Here is a 16,446-nt window from a genome sequence, read left to right as displayed (position 1 = left end):
GGCTGGAAACAAACCCGAGCGTGCATTCCTGCGGGCGAAGCCTGCCGGCAACGGACCTTGGCTGGCAGCTCCGGGTTCCGGTCATTTTGAACTGCGAACCAGCTCTTTGGCGGACGCTACGCTGAAGCCCAATCCGAATTCGGGGGCCAAGTTCTCGGCCTAGGAGAAGACCGGGATGAGCCTCACTGGCTGGGTCGTTTCATCCGGCAGCCCTCGGGCCGTTGCCCGCCGATTAATTGGGGATGCTGGAGCACATCGAGTTGGCAGAAGGGCGTTGGCAAAGAAATATAGGCACGAGTGCTCCCCAGATCTGGACTATCAGTTGCCAGTTTCTGGGGAGCGTTTCGCTATTTACAGTGGGGTGACGTAAGCTCCCGCGATGCCGCCGTCCACCAGGAACTGGCTAGCGGTGATGAAGGAAGAATCATCGGAGGCGAGGAACGCCACCGATGCCGCCAGCTCATCCGGTTCTGCGAAGCGACCAAGCGGCACATGCACCAAGCGGCGCGCGGCGCGCTCCGGGTCCTTGGCGAAGAGATCCTTTAGCAGCGGGGTGTTCACCGGGCCGGGGCAAAGCGCATTGACCCGGATGCCCTGCCGGGCGAACTCGACACCGAGTTCGCGGCTCATGGACAGCACCCCGCCCTTGGAAGCCGAGTAGCTGATCTGGCTTGTCGCCGCACCCATGACAGCGACGAAGGACGCGGTGTTGATGATGGAGCCCCGGCCCTGTTCCTGCATGTACGGCAGCACGTGCTTGCAGCAGTAGTACACGCTGGTCAGGTTGACCTCCTGGACCTTGCGCCAGGCGTCGATGCCGGTATCCAGGATGGAAGCGTCGTCTGCCGGGGAAATCCCCGCGTTGTTGAATGCGATATCCACCGAGCCGTAGGTCGCCTTGGCGGTGGCGAACAGGTTCTTGACGTCTTCCTCATTGGTGACATCGGTACGGACGAAAAGCCCGCCGACTTCCGCGGCGGCTTTCTGGCCGATGTCCTCGGCGCAGATATCGCCAATGACTACCTTGGCGCCTTCATGAGCCAAGCGCTTGGCCGTGGCCAGCCCGATGCCGGAGGCTCCGCCGGTAATAGTGGCGACTCGTCCGGCAAGCCGATTGGTGACCAAGCCGTTGTACGGGGCAGTTTCGCTCATCTGATGGTTCTCCTTGCTAGTGATTTGTTTTAGTTGGATGATGCTTTGCGGTAAATCAGCTTTCGGTGTCAATGAAGACGTTCTTGACTTCACTGAAGGCTTCGAGAGCATCTGGTCCCAGCTCGCGGCCGAGTCCGGATTTCTTGTAGCCGCCGAAAGGAGTGGAATAGCGCACCGAGGAATGGGAGTTCACCGACAGGTTCCCGGCCTCGACCGCGCGGGCCACGCGCAGGGCGCGGCCCACATCCCGGGTCCAGATTGATCCGGAGAGCCCGTACTCCGAGTCATTGGCAATGCGGATAGCATCGGCCTCATCCTCGAATGGGATCACCGCAACGATCGGTCCGAAGATCTCTTCGCGCAGGATCCGGTCCTGCGGATCTTCGGGAACCACGACCGTAGGCGGGAACCAGTAGCCCTCGCCCTGCGGGATCTCGCCCTGGTAAGCGATATCGTTGCGGGGGTTTCCCTGCTCATCGAGCAGGAAGGAGGACACCGTCTGCAGCTGCTTGGCGGAGACCAAAGGGCCCATCACCGTAGCCTCGTCGCTCGGGTCCCCGACGGTTACCGCCGCGACGGCCTGGGTGAATCGCTCCATGAACGCATCCAGAACGCTGCGCTGCACCAGGATCCGGGACCGCGCGCAGCAGTCCTGTCCGGCATTGTCGAAGACACCGCCCGGTGCCTGGGCGGCTGCCTTGTCGAGGTCGGCATCGGCGAAGATGATATTGGCGCTCTTGCCGCCCAGCTCCAGGGTGACACGCTTCAGCTGGTCCGCGCATCCGCGCATGATGCCCTGGCCCACTTGGGTGGAACCGGTGAAAACCACCTTGCGGACGTCGGGATGGGTGACAAAGCGCTCGCCGACTACCGAGCCCTTGCCCGGGATGACGGTGAAGACACCCTCGGGGATGCCGGCCTCGCGCGCCAACTCGCCCAGGCGGATGGCGGTCAGAGGGGTCAGCTCCGCTGGCTTGAGCACGACAGTATTGCCCGCGGCCAGTGCCGGGGCGAACCCCCACCCCGCAATCGGCATGGGGAAATTCCATGGCACGATGATCCCGACGACACCCAACGGTTCGTGGAAGGTCACGTTCACTCCGCCTGCTACGGGAATCTGCTTGCCGAAGTTCCGTTCCGGGGCGGCTGCGTAGTAGTTCAGCACATCCCTGACGTTTCCGGCCTCCCAGCGTGCGTTGCCGATGGTGTGCCCGGCATTGAGCACTTCCAGCTGGGCCAGATTCTCCAGATCGCGGTCTACTGCGGCCGCGAATCTGCGCAGCAGCGCGGCGCGCTCAGCAGGAGCGACCTGGCTCCAGGCGGGAAAAGCCTCGGAGGCCCGGGCAATTGCGGCATCCGCCTGCGCGGTATCAGCCAGCGCGACGTCCTGGACTGCTTGCCCAGTCGCCGGGTTGATCACGGTAAAGGTGTCTTTCACTGCGGTATCAGTGCTCATAGCGCTTCCTGTGGTGTCGAAATAGATTTGCTGGTGGCGTAGTCATGCGCAGCCTGGACGAAAGCCTGCATGAGCCGGATATCTTCCAAATTCTCTTCCGGGTGGAATTGCGTGCCCAGAACCCAGCCTCGGGCCTGCGGCATTTCAACGATTTCCACCGTCCCGTCGCTGGCGCGGGCGGTGACCTCAAGGCCTTTGGCTACCTCCTGCAGGGACTGGTGGTGGTAGCACGGAGCACTGGCCTGGTTGCCCAGGATCTGCTCCGCCAGAGAACCCTGCGCGGTGGTGAAATCCACTGTGCCGAAGACCCCGGGAGCTGGCTGGTACTTTTCGGCAGCATCCGGAAGGACATCGGGCAGGTGCTGGTTCAGGGTTCCGCCCTGCTGCACGTTGAGCACCTGGGCGCCACGGCAGATGGCGAACAGCGGAACGGCCCGCTCCAGCGCGGCGGCGGCCAAATCCATGTCGTGCAGGTCCCGCTCCGGCTGTGCCGCCGTGCGCGGGTGCGGTTGCTGGCCGTAGTTGGCAGGATCCACATCCACGCCGCCAATGACTATCAGCCCATCCAGGACGTCCAAGACAGAGATGTCAGTGGCAACCGGTGGAAGAAGCATTGGCGTACCACCGGCTGCAACTACTGACTTGATGTACTTGCCCGGGACAATGGCCGCGGTACTTTCCCAGACACCCCATTTGGCTTCCTGCCAGTAGGTGGTCAGCCCGATGCGCGGCCTGCGCTGCGCTGCCGGGTCCGATGGATAGTTCACTTGTAGTTGTCCTTCGTGATCAGTGGCGTTCGAAACCGCGGGAGACTTCCCAGTCGGTGACCGCCGCGTTGAACTGCTCGATTTCCACGTCCGCGTAGCGGGTGTAGTGCTCCACTACTTCCTTGCCGAAGATTTCCAAAGCGATTTCCGAGTTCGCGAAGAGCTCTCGGGCCTCGGCCATGGTTTGGGGCACATGCTGGGATCCGGAGTCGTAGGCGCTTCCGGTCACCATCTCGGGCAGTTCCAGCTTCTTCTCCATGCCGTAGAGACCGGCCGCCAGCATGGCGGCCATGGCCAGGTACGGGTTGGCGTCCGCTCCGGGCAAGCGGTTCTCCATGCGTGCGCCGTATCCCTTGCCCACCAGCCGGACCGCGCAGCTGCGGTTGTCCAGGCCCCAAGCAACGGCGGTAGGCGCGAAGGACCCCTTGGCGAAACGCTTGTAGGAGTTGATATTCGGGGCGTAGAACAGGGTGAACTCCCGCATGGTGGCCAAGACTCCGGCGATGAAGTGGTTGTACATCTCCGTGCGTTCTCCGCGGGCTTCGTCCCAGAAGGCCAAGGATCCGTCGAGCTTTCGCAGCGACATATGGATATGGCAGCTGGAACCTTCGCGCTGGTTGGGCTTGGCCATGAAGGTGATGGATTGCCCGCGCTGCGAGGCCATGTGCTTGGCCGAGAGCTTGTAGAAGGTGTGGTTATCGCCAGTGGTGACCACGTCGTCGTATTTGAAAGCGATCTCGTGCTGCCCGAAGTTGCACTCGCCCTTGGCCGATTCGACGATCATGCCCGATTCGTACATGGCGTTGCGGATATCGCGCAGCAGCGGCTCGACACGCATTGAGCCCAGGATCGAGTAGTCCACGTTGTGCTGGTTGGCAGGGGTGAGGTTCCGGTAGCCGCGCTGCTGCGCATCTTCGTAGGAGTCGTTGAAGATCAAGAATTCCAGTTCCGTACCTGCCATGGCGCGCAAGCCCAGCGCAGCGGCTTTCTCCTGCTGCGCCTTGAGCAGGGACCGCGGGGCCACTGGAACCGGACGTCCGTCCGTGGTGGCCAAGTCGGTCTGGATCAGTGCTGTGCGTTCCAAGTACGGGACTGGGCGGATGGTGTCGTAATCCAGCACGAACTCCATGTCGCCGTAGCCGGTGTCCCAGCTGGTCAGCGAGTAGCCTTCCACGGTGTTCATCTCGGTATCTACTGCCAACAGGTAGTTGCAGGCTTCGGTGCCGTGGTTGAGCACGGTGTCGAGGAAAAACTGGGCGTGGACAATCTTGCCTTGGAGGCGTCCTTGCATGTCGGTGAAGGCCAGAATAACTGAGTCGTAGGTTCCGTTTTTGATGCCTTCGGTGAGCTGCTCAACGCTGAGCATGCGATGGTTTTTTGTGGCTTTGACGAGTTCTTGGATGTCTTGCATGGAATTTTCCTTTGATGCTGGGAGAAGTTGGGTGAAGGTGGGGTTCGTTTTATTTCAGGGCATTTTCTTCAGATTCCAGGATGGCGAATTCTTCTTCGGGTGCGCTGGCTACCAGGTGGTGCCGGCTGTAGAACCAGAAGTATGCCAAGGCCAAGATGAAGACTCCTGCGGTGATCCCTGCGGCGAGGATGTCCACGACGAATGTTGCGATGAGCGCAATGACTGCAAGTACCAAGGCGATGGAGGTGGTGACGATGCCGCCAGGGGTGCGGTATCCGCGAGGCAAGTTAGGTTCCTTGATGCGTAGGACAATGTGGCTCAGGTTCAGCAGGACGTAGGAGACCGTTGCGCCGAAGACTGCGATATTGATCAGCTGATCGCCGTTCCGGATGACGGCTGCGAGGATAAAGCCGATGGTGCCTGGAACCAGCAGGGCTACCCACGGTGTGTGTCGGGAGCCGGTCAGGGAGAGGACCCGGGGCAGGTACCCGGCACGGGAGAGCGCGAAGAGCTGGCGGGAGTAGGCGTAAACAATGGAGAAGAAGCTGGCGACAAGTCCGGCCAATCCTGCATAGTTCACAAAGTTTGCCAGTGCAGAATTCTGTCCGTAGGCCACACGCAGGGCTTCTGGAAGCGGGGAACCGGAGGTACTCATGGCCTCGGCGCCAGCAACTCCTGGGACCAGGATGAGCATGGCCGCACCGGAGAAGACTAAGAAGATCACTGCAGTGATGATGCCTTTGGGCATATCGCGTTTAGGATTTTGTGATTCTTCGGCGGCCAGTGGAACGCCTTCTACGGCGAGGAAGAACCAGATACCAAAGACTAAGGCGGCCAGAGTTCCGGAGATGCCGAAAGGCATGAAGGCGGAGGAACCAGCCGAACCGTCTGGCACGATGTCGAAGAGATTGCTTGGCTCAAAGTGCGGTATCAGGCCAAAGACGGTGACTATTAAGGCAACGATAGCGATCGCGGTAATGCCGAACATGAGTTTCAGCGCTTCGCCGACACCCCACATGTGGATGCCGATGAAAACAATGTAGGTGACCAGGTAGACGGGCCACGAATTGGTCATCCCGAACAGGCCGAGGGCCTCGATGTAGCCGCCGATGAAGGTGGCGATAGCGGCAGGGGCCACGGCGTACTCGATGAGCACCGCCATGCCGGTGGCGAAACCGCCCAGAGGTCCCATGGCCCTGCGGGCGAATCCGTAGCCCGCACCAGCTGTGGGCAGCGTCGAGGACATTTCTGCCAGACCGAACACCATGCAGGTGTACATGATGCCCATCAGCACGAAGGCAATGAGCAAACCACCCCAGCCGCCAGCAGCCAAGCCGAGATTCCAGCCTGAAAAATCACCGGAAATAACGTAGGCGATGCCCAACCCGGCAAGCAGGATCCAACCTGCGGCGCCCTTCTTGAGCTGCCTATGTCGTAGATAGTCTTTGTCGACCGATGCGTAGTCGATATGTGAATTCTTGGTCATGTGAGCTTCCTCGGTCCATGATTCCTGAATCTAATGGACTGAAATCAGTCCTTTGCATGCGCTCAACTGTGGCAGGGGTCACGAAGGAAAGTCAATAGGTTATTTTGAAAATAGAGCTGGTAAGAGAAAATGAAAGGTGTTTTCTTGAACCAAATTGTGTGCCATTCTTAGATCATGGCCGAAACTAAACCATTGGATTCCCGGGATGGGATGAGGTTCCTTGGGCAAGTGCGTCGGGGAAACGTCTTCGAGGAGACTCTCGGGCAACTGTTGCGCGCCATGAGGCTAGGTGTATTCCCGCCCGGTGAAAAATTGCCTGCGGAGAGGGAACTTGCCGAGGCCCTGGGTGTTTCACGAGCAACATTGCGCGACTCGTTGGCGGAATTGCAGAGCGCAGGCTACTTGCAGGTCCAGCGAGGTCGCTACGGTGGAGCAGTTGTTGCGGCTCATCCGAATTCGCATGAGAATCCATTGGATGATTCGGACCGTGCACGCATTGAGGATGTGCTTGCCTTCAGATCGGTCGTGGAACCTGCCGCAGCTGAATTGGCCGCGGGGGCATCGCTCACTGCAACCCAGCGAAATAATTTGATGCTGGCGCACGAAGCCGTCAATTCGGCCGACGCGACGAACTACCGGCCACTGGATGCCCGGCTCCATGTCATGATCGCCGATTTGTCAGCTTCGAGCATGCTGGCAAAAGCGGTTGCAGAGGCGCGCGACGCAACCAGCGAGCTGCTGGATCGGATTCCGTTCCTGAAGCCGAATATCGCGCACTCCAGCCGCCAGCACGAGGACATCTTGAACGCCATCCTCCGCGGCGATGGAGTCAGCGCGAAGAAGCTGATGCAAGAACATCTTGATGGCACTGCGACGCTGCTTAGGGGTTTCTTGGACTAGGGGCAAAAGCTGCCTCCGAAAGGCGGTCGATACCGATGGGCCGGTTGCATCTATGTGCACAAATTGTGAATTCAAGCTTTAACTCAAGAGCATTCGGAGTGGCAGGTACTGGCTGACCGCACTAGATATCCTCGGTGCATTCATTCGTCGTTCGGAAGAGGCGTGCCGAATGGCGTGAAGTGATACTTCTGCTCCGGCGAATTGGTGTGAAAGCGTTGATGTTCGATGCCAATGATGCTCCTGCGTTGAGCACCAGGCAACGGGACGACCGTCACCAATAAATTCGATTCAGCTACAGCTGCGCACCAAGCTGGAGCCAGAACCCTCCACCCTCCGCTATTCCCTCACCGAACTGGACATGGGCTACCGCTTTACGTCGTGAGCGGGTAGGGGCTAGAAAGTCTTGCCCGAGTAGCCGAGCTTGCGCGAAATTTGCGTGGCGGTAGATCCCATCACGGACTTGAGCGCTTTCATCCGCTCGTCAGGCATGTAGGGATTAGTGGCAGACATGCTGATGGCGGCGATGATCTGGCCGCTGCCGTCGCGGATCGGTGCGGCGACGCATCGGATGCCAGGCTCATTGTCTTCCAGGTCCAAGGCGATGCCTTCTTTTGCGTAGGCTTTCATCCTGGATAGGAACGCCTCCTTGGTTTGATGCGAGGCCTGTTCTACAGGCGACTCGGAATCAAAGGTGGATTCCCAGCGCAGGGGAGTATCAAGCAGGAGCGCTTTGCCGATGCCGGTGCGGCTCAGAGGCATGCGCTGTCCGACTCGTGAGCGCATTTGCGCGCCGCGAGTTCCGGGGACTTTGTCGACATAAAGCACCTGTGCTTCGTCTTCCACCGCCAGATGCACCGTGTCCTGGTACTTGCGGGCGAGCTCTTCCAAAATGGGTTTCGCAATAACAGGGACCGGGCTTTGATAGAGGGCGTGGAAACCCAGCTCGATCAGTGCCGGGCCCAGGCTGAAGTCGGTGCCATGGGTGCTGCGCAGGAATCCGCGCTGCACCAAGAGCTTCACCATGCGTTGCGCAGCGCTCTTTCCGATATTGGCTGCGGCTGCCACTTCATTCAGATTCGTCGCACCGCGGCCAACAGCGCGCAGAATTTCCAGTCCTCGAGCAAGTGTGAGCGTGCCCGGAGGAGGAGCGTCAATTGAATCGTCAGTGGTGGGTTCGGGATTCATGGTCATGACGTGTTCCTTGGTATGAAATGATCAAAGTATTTCATCCCACTATATACAACGCCTTTTGAACTATTGGGATACCTCGGACACTATTCAGATGTGAAGGGGAGCACAGCTGAACGATCTTGTGCAGTCCATGAAATGAAAACAGGAGTTATGACAAACATCGCCGAAGCCCAGTTGATCGCCTTGGACTGGGGAACTACGTCCGCACGCGCCTACCTCATGGGCGCCGATGGCCACATCGTGGCGGAACGCAGTGCAGCTCTTGGCATCATGCAAGTGGCCTCGAAGGCACAAGCCGAGAACCAGTCCCTCGATGAGGCCTTCAAGGCGACGCTGACCGAACTGTGCGGCGATTGGCTGGATAACTTCGAGAATGTCCCCGTGATCGCCTGCGGAATGGTGGGCAGTCAGCAAGGCTGGACCGAAGCGGCCTACCGACCAGTTCCAGCCAATTTGGCTGATCCAGAATTCGAGTTGGCATCAGTGGAGATCGCTCCGGGCCGAACGATGCAGATCATCCCCGGCGTCTTGGACCTCAAAGAACTTCCAGACGTCATGCGGGGCGAAGAAACTCAAATCCTCGGTGCCATTGATTTTGCCGCCCTGAACGCAGATGACTCCGAAGAGCAGCTGTTCCTGCTCCCGGGGACGCACTCCAAATGGGTCAAGGTCTCCGGACGCACGATTACCGAATTCTGCACTTCCATGACTGGTGAGACGTTTGCACTGCTCAGCACCCAGTCCATCCTCTCCAAGCTCATCGAGCCAGCACCATCGGCGAATTGGTCGGCCTTTGAGCGAGGTGTGAAGGTATCGCAATCGGGCGAGGGCGCTGCGGATCTGATGCTCACGGCCTTCTCCGCGAGAACCTTGGTTCTGACCGAGCGTTTGGAAAAAAACGAAGTCAGTAACTATCTCTCTGGCATGATGATCGGTGCTGAAATCCGTTCCGTTCTTGGCAAGCAAGCCACCAACGACGCCCTGTCGCTGACCATCTGCGGCAATAAGGAACTCAGCTCCAGGTACACCAGGGCGCTGAATATTTTCGGAATTGATCAGGTGCGCGAGCTGCAAGGCACAGCCCCTCGGGGAATCTGGGCCGTTGCAAGCGCACAAGGACGCCTGCAGACCGCCTCGGACTGAGCCACCAACTAGCCACACGATTTATCAAGAAAGGTTTTGCCGTGAATGAACTGACGACAACTTTGAAGGCTGCCGGACTCGTAGCCATTTTGCGAGGCCTTTGTCCTTCAGAAGCTCAAGGCGTTGGTGAAGCGCTCTATGCCAGCGGTTTTCGGTCTTTGGAGGTACCGCTGAATTCCCCGGAGCCATTGAAGAGCATCGAAATTTTACGCGGTGCGCTACCTGAAGACGCAGTAGTTGGTGCAGGTACTGTGCTCACCGTAGACCAAGTTCGCTCGTGCCACGAGGCGGGCTCCCAAATCATTGTTTCCCCAAATACCAACGTGCGGGTTATCCAAGAAACGGTGGCGCTGGGCATGGATTCGTTCCCAGGTGCTGCTACTCCGAGCAACGCCTTTGATGCCATTGAAGCCGGAGCGAAGAACGTCAAGATTTTCCCTGCCGAGCAAGTAGGCCTGGCGGGATTCAAGGCGTGGACCGCTGTGATTCCCTCCGGCATTGGCCTGATCCCTGTCGGGGGCATCAACGAGGAGAACATGGCGCAATGGTTGGAAGCCGGAGCCACAGGTTTTGGCATTGGCTCCTCCCTTTACAAGTCCGGACGAAGCCTTGAAGACCTGAAAACGAGGGCAGGCAATCTTGTCTCTGCCTACCAAACGATCCATGAGATGAGGAAGTCTGCATGAAAATTACAAAACTGACCACGTACATGGTGCCACCTCGCTGGTTGTTCCTGAAGATCGAAACCGACGAGGGAATTGTCGGTTGGGGCGAGCCAGTACTCGAAGGCCGCGCATCCACTGTTGCCGCAGCAGTTGAGGAACTTTCGGATTACCTCATCGGCCAGGATCCGCGAAACATCGAGGACCTGTGGACGGTAATGTACCGCGGCGGCTTCTACCGCGGTGGCGGCATCATGATGAGCGCCCTGGCCGGCATCGACCAGGCGCTGTGGGACATCAAGGGCAAAGCCCTTGGGGTTCCTGCCTACGAGCTGCTCGGTGGCAAGGTGCGCGACAAGATCCGCGTGTACTCATGGATTGGCGGCGACCGCCCGTCGGATACCGCAGCCGCCGCGAAGGCCGCTGTTGAACGTGGCTTCACTGCAGTGAAAATGAACGGCACCGAAGAACTCCAGTACATCGATACTTGGGACAAGGTTCAGGGGTGCTTGGAGAATGTTCAGGCTGTCCGCGACGCAGTAGGCGAGAACGTAGGCATCGGCGTTGACTTCCATGGTCGAGTGCACAAGCCAATGGCCAAAGTCCTGCTCAAGGAACTAGAGCCCTTCAAGCTGATGTTCATTGAAGAACCGGTACTCAGTGAAAACGTGAACTCCATGCTGGAGCCATTGCGCAATTCCAGTACTCCGATTGCCTTGGGCGAGCGGCTGTTCTCCCGTTGGGACTTCAAGGATGTCTTGGCCAGCGGAGCGGTGGACATCATTCAGCCGGATCCCTCGCACTGTGGCGGCATCACCGAAGCCCGCAAGATTGCGGCGATGGCTGAAGCCTATGACGTTGCAGTCGCCTTGCACTGCCCACTGGGCCCAATCGCTCTAGCCGCGAACCTGCAGATCGATGCCGGTGCATACAACGCCTTTATCCAGGAGCAATCCCTGGGAATCCACTACAACAAATCCAACGATCTCCTTGACTACGTCAATGATCCGTCGGTCTTCGCCTACGAGGATGGCATGGTTGCCATCCCTGAAGGTCCGGGTCTGGGCATTGATGTAAATGAAGAGTACGTCATTGAACGCGCAGCTGAAGGTCATCGCTGGCGCAACCCAATTTGGCGTCACAAGGACGGATCCTTCGCAGAATGGTAAATCGTATGTCTCAGTCGACACTGTCGTCAGCTGCAACACTCAAGAGCGCTGGCAAAGCTACAAAGACGCGCTACGCCGTAGCCTTCATGTTGTTCCTCACCGTAGTAATCAACTACATGGATCGTTCAAACCTCTCGGTTGCAGCGCCGTTGATCTCCGAGGAATTCGGCCTGGACACAGCACAGCAAGGCCTGTTGCTCTCTGCCTTTGGCTGGACCTACGCGGCCATGCAGCTACCGGGCGGTTGGCTGGTAGACCGAGTTCAGCCTCGTCTGCTGTACCCAATTTGCCTGGTGCTGTGGTCGGTGGCCACAATCTTCATGGGCATGGCCGGAAGCTTCATTGCTTTGATCGTGTTGCGAATGGCTGTCGGTGGCTTCGAAGCCCCTGCGTACCCAATCAACAACAAGGTGGTCACTGCCTGGTTCCCTGAACGTGAGCGCGCCACCGCTATTGGCTTCTACACCTCTGGCCAGTTCATAGGTCTCGCGCTGCTGACCCCCGTCCTGCTGTGGCTTCAGCATGCATTGACCTGGCACTGGGTCTTCGTGGTCACCGGTGCGGTAGGCGTCGTATGGGGCCTGATCTGGTTCGTCATGTACCGGAATCCGGTGGATTCCAAGAGAACCAATGCCGCGGAAATCGAGTACATCCGCGAGGGCGGTGGACTTGTTGACCTTGGCAGCAAGAAGACCAAAACGGTTGCACCGAAGCTGAGCAAGGCTGACTTTGCCTTGGTTTTGGGACGCAAGAAGCTGTGGGGAATCTATATTGGCCAGTTCTGCCTGACCTCCACGTTGTGGTTCTTCCTGACCTGGTTCCCAACCTACTTGGTGACCTACCGTCAGATGGACTACATCAAGACGGGATTCCTGACGTCGCTTCCATTCATCGCGGCGTTGGCCGGTGTACTGATCAGTGGTGTTCTCTCTGACCTCATGCTCAAGCGTGGGGTGAGCCTGGGTACTTCCCGCAAGCTGCCAATCATCACCGGACTGTTGCTCTCCATGAGCATGATTGGTGCAATCTTCACGGACAGCACCGCACTGGTCATCACCTTCATGTCTATTGCCTTCTTCGGCAATGGTCTGGCTTCGATTACCTGGTCCTTGGTATCTGCACTGGCACCGTCTCGCCTGATTGGTTTGACCGGTGGCATGTTCAACTTCATCGGCAACCTGTCCTCGATTGCCACTCCAATCGTGATTGGCTTGCTGGTCTCTGCGACCGATTTCGGCCCAGCCTTCATTTACATGACGGTCATTGCCGCGGTTGGCATCCTCTCCTACGTGTTCCTGGTCGGCAAGGTTAAACGCGTCGAGGGCTAATCAACGCGAACTACAGATAAGGGGCCAGTTTCAGAACTCAGAATTGAAACGGGCCCCTTATTTCGCATTTCGAGGACTACTCTCGGCTAAGCGAATGCTTAGTGGGCTGATCATTACGTGCGTTGATTGCCTAATCGCCCACACTCAATCGTGGGTAGGCAGTAAAGTCTGCTTTGCTCTCCACCTACTGAGAATCTCCCGGAACAGCAACAAATCCGGGTATTTTCCGGGCTGTGAGACCTCAATTGCTTGCCTACCCAAGATGATTCGAACATTGCCGCAGGGATTCGGAACTGCAAAGAGGTCCGCTACTTGTTGTGCTGGTCGGATGTAGGTCGGTTCGCATCAGCGAAATAATGTCTGACCTGCGGATTGATCTTGTTTTCATCTGGCTTGCGACGAAGTTACAGCGGGTCCTGGCAAAGCCGACCTCGACTACGGCTACCAGAGGCGCAAGCGTTGGTGTTAATCGCCGTATGAGCGCGACCAGCCTATCGCCGCAGTTGCAGTTGTGTCCGGTGCAGCCACTCATGAAATTTGCCGTGAGCGTGGACTATGTACCGGGTGCTAGGCCGTTTGAGCTAGGAGAAACTTGTCGTAGGTGACTTTGAGTAGCTCTCGGTCTGGCCGCTCTTTGGCAGTGCGAGGAAGCATCATCAGCTTTTGCTTGTGTCGTTGTTTTAGTCCGTGTTCGAGCATGGGTCCGTCGACTTCGTCGAGCAGATCGGGTCGAATCTCGACAGTGTAGTCCGGGGTGATGCCCAGGATATGCGAATCGAAAGCTGCATGATGGATTTTGCAAAGCGTGAGGCCGTTAGTTACAGCTGCGATACCGTCTTCGTCCGCATCGGGAATGATATGTGCGGCGTCAAGGAGCTGTGCGTGCCCCAGGTTGCAAACGGCGCAACGCACTTGGTAAGCGCGGATCACCGAAGCTCTGAACACTGGCTGGTGAAGTCGGGCTTTAGTCTCACGGACTAAATACTTCTTGACGATCGTGTCTGGACCGTCGGGTGCTGTGAGTTCAGCAAGGGACAAGCCCTTTTCGGCAGCGATGCTCAGAACGAACTGCTCTTGATCGGCTTCTTCGCCCACGATCTTGACAGGACAGAGAACATGGAACCGCATTGGTGAGCCGCCTACTCCGATAAACCAAATAAGCGGTAGATCCCGCTCTTTAGCAAGACGAAGACCAGCGTTCGTGTTCTTGTGGGGATCGCTGCCCTCCCATTTATATCTCGGCATACCATCAGGTCCGACTTCGTCGGCGTACGGGCGTTCTTCGCCAGGTTTCCGGAAGGAGGTCATGATGCTCAGTGCGGTGTCGAGCACCTGAGGCTTTCTGATCCCCTTCATGGGATCGATAAGTTTGAACGGTTCACCGTCGAAGAAAAAGTCGTTGATCTCTTCACGAGTGAGTGAGTATTTACCGTCATCTGTGCGTACACGAAGCCATTCGATCGCTTCAAGGCGCAATCGCAAATCGTCAAGTTGAGACCATTTGCGTGGCATTGAGTGATTCTCCTTCAGTGACAATATGATTGAACAATAGCAGCATGAGCAGGCAAATTACGAGTAGATGCATCCGAATTATGCTCGTGATTAATTGAGATCCACTGTCAAAAGCGTCGCATTGACGCCGAGTCAATTGAGACACGTCCAAGAAGCGAAGCGATGCGCTCACAGGACATATGATGCATTCTAAAAGTAATCAAAATATGGGGTAATCCAAAATGGAAACTGCAATGAATGGGACCTTGTCCAGATCGCAATTGTCGCCGAATGACCAGGACTACCATTCGTTCTCGAGGGTCAAGAACCAGACATCCTGTGTGCCGGCGGTAGAGGCCGAGTTCCAGAACTGGCTGTCGGAAAAAGGCATCGCGTTATCAAGCGGTACCCAACGCTCGGGTAGCGGAACAGCTAAAGCAACCGTCGAGTCAAGCAAGAATGGTCAGTTTGACCTAGTGTTTTGCAAGCTGGTTGAAGACACCCCAGTGGGCCTATTTACCACCGAAATTTACGCGTCTTCGGAGGGATGGATAAACATTACCGTGCGTAGCACGGAGGGTAAGTTCGTTAGTGTCCCACGAATAGCCAAAGCGCTGATGAGAAGGCTCGAACTTTTCGATGCCACGCTCCAGTTCCTTGACACACCAATTACTTGGGACATTGACAAGGTCGACGATCTTGTCGAGCTGCTGGAAGATGGTGACAGGCATGGCCCGGTTTGGACGTAGAGCGTTACCGGTATTAGACGCTGCAGTAAATGGTAAGGCACTGCCAATAAGCCAGTAATCATTAGCACGCATTGATACGGTCATGCAAGTATTCGGGTATCCGCTTGGAAGCTCACATGACCGTTACAGTGTGTGAATAAACGAAATGGTTTGATCCTTGAGTCCAGATCTGAACTAATCACTTTTGTCTGATCTGATATCAAATACTAAACCTATTATCGTCATTTTCGCGTATGCCGAGTGCGGTCAGTAGGTACATCTAATCGGAGCAGACGTAAAGTAGTTGAGACCCGCTGTCTACGAAGTTCCGAGACTTAAAGCCAGGTAGCCGGCCGTGAGAAACTAGCACACGTTTTTGAAAACATCTTTCCGGTGCTCGGCAGCAGACTAATAGATCTGAATCCCAAGGTATCGAATTCGTCCGTCGGGATGCTGGTTTCAGGGCAGCCGACGAGGGCTTCGGAAAAGTAGTTGACTACTGCCCGTCATTCGGATTTGGATAGTCGGGTATCCAAGCAACAATCAACGATTCAGCCTCGGACGCTGTCAGCTTTATAAATCCGTCGTTATCGTTGAGCTTCATGAGAAGTTTGTCGAAGCCATCTGCACCAAGACGGCATCGATTTCGTACCGTTTGCTCTTTTAGATCGCGCCCGTACCATCTTGAATTCAGAGTTAGTTGACACATTCGAGATTCGTCAGACTCCAAGAGGATAAGGTCGCTTTCAACCCTAACAGGACCACTGATGCTGCCATCTTTCACCCAAATGATCACGTCGTCCCTGCCAAAACTCTCCTCACGCGAAGTGACCTGAAGTATATCCAGATACTGATCCGGTTGACGTTGACCCGATTTGTTCTTCGTATAAGGCGCGAGCTCTGCCAACTCTGCTCCGGTAAAATCTGCGTCCGCCCACGTACTCAGGTAAGCATGTTCGAGACTCCCCGGAAATTTTGTCGACTCAGAATTTATGCCAGTTGTCTGTGGCTTTTTTGGACGATCATCATAGAGTTTCTTGAGAATTTCTATCAGTTCAGCATCTATGATCGGGCCAGACTTCGTGGACTCGTTTTGTACGAAATTCCTAACGTCTTTCCGGATGCTTTGCTCATCTGTGAGGATGATGGCTTCGGTGGAGGACGCCGAACTTGCGGATGCATTGGCCGAACCGATCACGGCGTGAGTGTCGGTTGAAATTACTTTCGCGTGAAGAGAATGAGATGAAAAAACCTTCACACCAGAATTTAGAAAACGTTCAATGGCGTAGGGGTTGGTTGCGCCCGAAGATATATTAGAAGGCTTGGCATTGACCAACAAGGTGTCTCCTTGACTAAGAGGCAAACGATCCGGTGCATCTTCGCCCAGAAAGGAGATCGCGGCATATGTTCTGTTGGCTTGAGCCACTATTTCCGTAATGCGGGGCCATACAGAATTTGAATGAAAAATCATGGACATGAACACAATCTATCCATACTGCAAGGCCGACACCGACTCCAGGGGCGTCACAATTACTGCCATCAGGCAGGGGCTCAGGCCACAG

14 protein-coding genes are annotated in these 16,446 nt (G+C 56.7%); 6 read left to right on the top strand and 8 right to left on the bottom strand.

What is annotated here, in order from left to right:
- Positions 1-351: 351 nt before the first annotated feature.
- Genes M2368_RS11165 through eat form a run of 5 tightly spaced genes read right to left on the bottom strand, consistent with a single transcriptional unit; the run spans position 352 to position 6,272 of the window.
- Positions 352-1,152 carry a 3-oxoacyl-ACP reductase gene (locus M2368_RS11165; RefSeq protein ID WP_498724489.1) on the bottom strand — a complete coding sequence of 267 codons (801 nt, stop codon included), beginning with the start codon at positions 1,150-1,152 and terminating at the stop codon, positions 352-354.
- Between the two features lie 55 nt (positions 1,153-1,207).
- Positions 1,208-2,608, bottom strand: coding sequence for an aldehyde dehydrogenase family protein (locus M2368_RS11160; protein WP_498724488.1), 1,401 nt, complete (start codon positions 2,606-2,608; stop codon positions 1,208-1,210).
- Positions 2,605-3,375, bottom strand: coding sequence for a gamma-glutamyl-gamma-aminobutyrate hydrolase family protein (locus M2368_RS11155; protein WP_498724487.1), 771 nt, complete (start codon positions 3,373-3,375; stop codon positions 2,605-2,607). The genes M2368_RS11160 and M2368_RS11155 overlap by 4 nt, the downstream gene beginning before the upstream one ends.
- 19 nt (positions 3,376-3,394) lie before the next feature.
- A complete protein-coding gene (locus tag M2368_RS11150) occupies positions 3,395-4,786 on the bottom strand; it encodes a glutamine synthetase family protein (protein WP_498724486.1) in 1,392 nt (463 codons plus the stop codon).
- A 49-nt stretch (positions 4,787-4,835) separates the two neighbouring features.
- Complete coding sequence (gene eat, locus M2368_RS11145; protein ID WP_498724485.1) at positions 4,836-6,272, bottom strand: ethanolamine permease; 1,437 nt, start codon at positions 6,270-6,272, stop codon at positions 4,836-4,838.
- 174 nt (positions 6,273-6,446) lie between these two features.
- Between eat and M2368_RS11140 the strand changes: the two genes are divergently transcribed.
- Complete coding sequence (locus M2368_RS11140) at positions 6,447-7,172, top strand: FadR/GntR family transcriptional regulator (protein ID WP_498724483.1); 726 nt, start codon at positions 6,447-6,449, stop codon at positions 7,170-7,172.
- 393 nt (positions 7,173-7,565) lie between these two features.
- Here M2368_RS11140 and M2368_RS11135 read toward each other — a convergent pair whose 3' ends face one another.
- Positions 7,566-8,363 carry an IclR family transcriptional regulator gene (locus M2368_RS11135; protein WP_287041613.1) on the bottom strand — a complete coding sequence of 266 codons (798 nt, stop codon included), beginning with the start codon at positions 8,361-8,363 and terminating at the stop codon, positions 7,566-7,568.
- A 150-nt stretch (positions 8,364-8,513) separates the two neighbouring features.
- Here M2368_RS11135 and M2368_RS11130 point away from each other — a divergent pair, with 150 nt between their 5' ends.
- Genes M2368_RS11130 through M2368_RS11115 form a run of 4 tightly spaced genes read left to right on the top strand, consistent with a single transcriptional unit; the run spans position 8,514 to position 12,665 of the window.
- Positions 8,514-9,506: a 2-dehydro-3-deoxygalactonokinase gene (locus M2368_RS11130; protein ID WP_498724482.1), complete on the top strand. Its 993-nt coding sequence runs from the start codon at positions 8,514-8,516 to the stop codon at positions 9,504-9,506.
- A gap of 41 nt (positions 9,507-9,547) precedes the next feature.
- Entirely contained in the window at positions 9,548-10,192 is a 645-nt protein-coding gene (locus M2368_RS11125) for a 2-dehydro-3-deoxy-6-phosphogalactonate aldolase (protein WP_443453573.1), read from the top strand.
- Entirely contained in the window at positions 10,189-11,337 is a 1,149-nt protein-coding gene (gene dgoD, locus M2368_RS11120; RefSeq protein WP_013350471.1) for a galactonate dehydratase, read from the top strand. The genes M2368_RS11125 and dgoD overlap by 4 nt, the downstream gene beginning before the upstream one ends.
- Positions 11,331-12,665, top strand: coding sequence for an MFS transporter (locus M2368_RS11115; RefSeq protein ID WP_498724481.1), 1,335 nt, complete (start codon positions 11,331-11,333; stop codon positions 12,663-12,665). The genes dgoD and M2368_RS11115 overlap by 7 nt, the downstream gene beginning before the upstream one ends.
- Before the next feature lie 567 nt (positions 12,666-13,232).
- Here the strand turns inward: M2368_RS11115 and M2368_RS11110 are convergent.
- Complete coding sequence (locus M2368_RS11110; protein WP_365945408.1) at positions 13,233-14,177, bottom strand: HNH endonuclease; 945 nt, start codon at positions 14,175-14,177, stop codon at positions 13,233-13,235.
- 221 nt (positions 14,178-14,398) lie between these two features.
- Between M2368_RS11110 and M2368_RS11105 the strand changes: the two genes are divergently transcribed.
- Positions 14,399-14,905, top strand: coding sequence for a hypothetical protein (locus M2368_RS11105; protein WP_498724480.1), 507 nt, complete (start codon positions 14,399-14,401; stop codon positions 14,903-14,905).
- 475 nt (positions 14,906-15,380) lie between these two features.
- On the opposite strand, the gene M2368_RS11100 is transcribed toward M2368_RS11105, so the two are convergent.
- Positions 15,381-16,361 (bottom strand): hypothetical protein, encoded by a 981-nt coding sequence (locus M2368_RS11100; RefSeq protein ID WP_498724479.1) that lies wholly within the window; start codon positions 16,359-16,361, stop codon positions 15,381-15,383.
- Positions 16,362-16,446: the final 85 nt, after the last annotated feature.

It is taken from the genome of Arthrobacter sp. JUb119, from assembly GCF_024807995.1.
Lineage (GTDB): Bacteria > Actinomycetota > Actinomycetes > Actinomycetales > Micrococcaceae > Glutamicibacter.
This window is presented reverse-complemented; position numbering and strand designations above follow the sequence as displayed.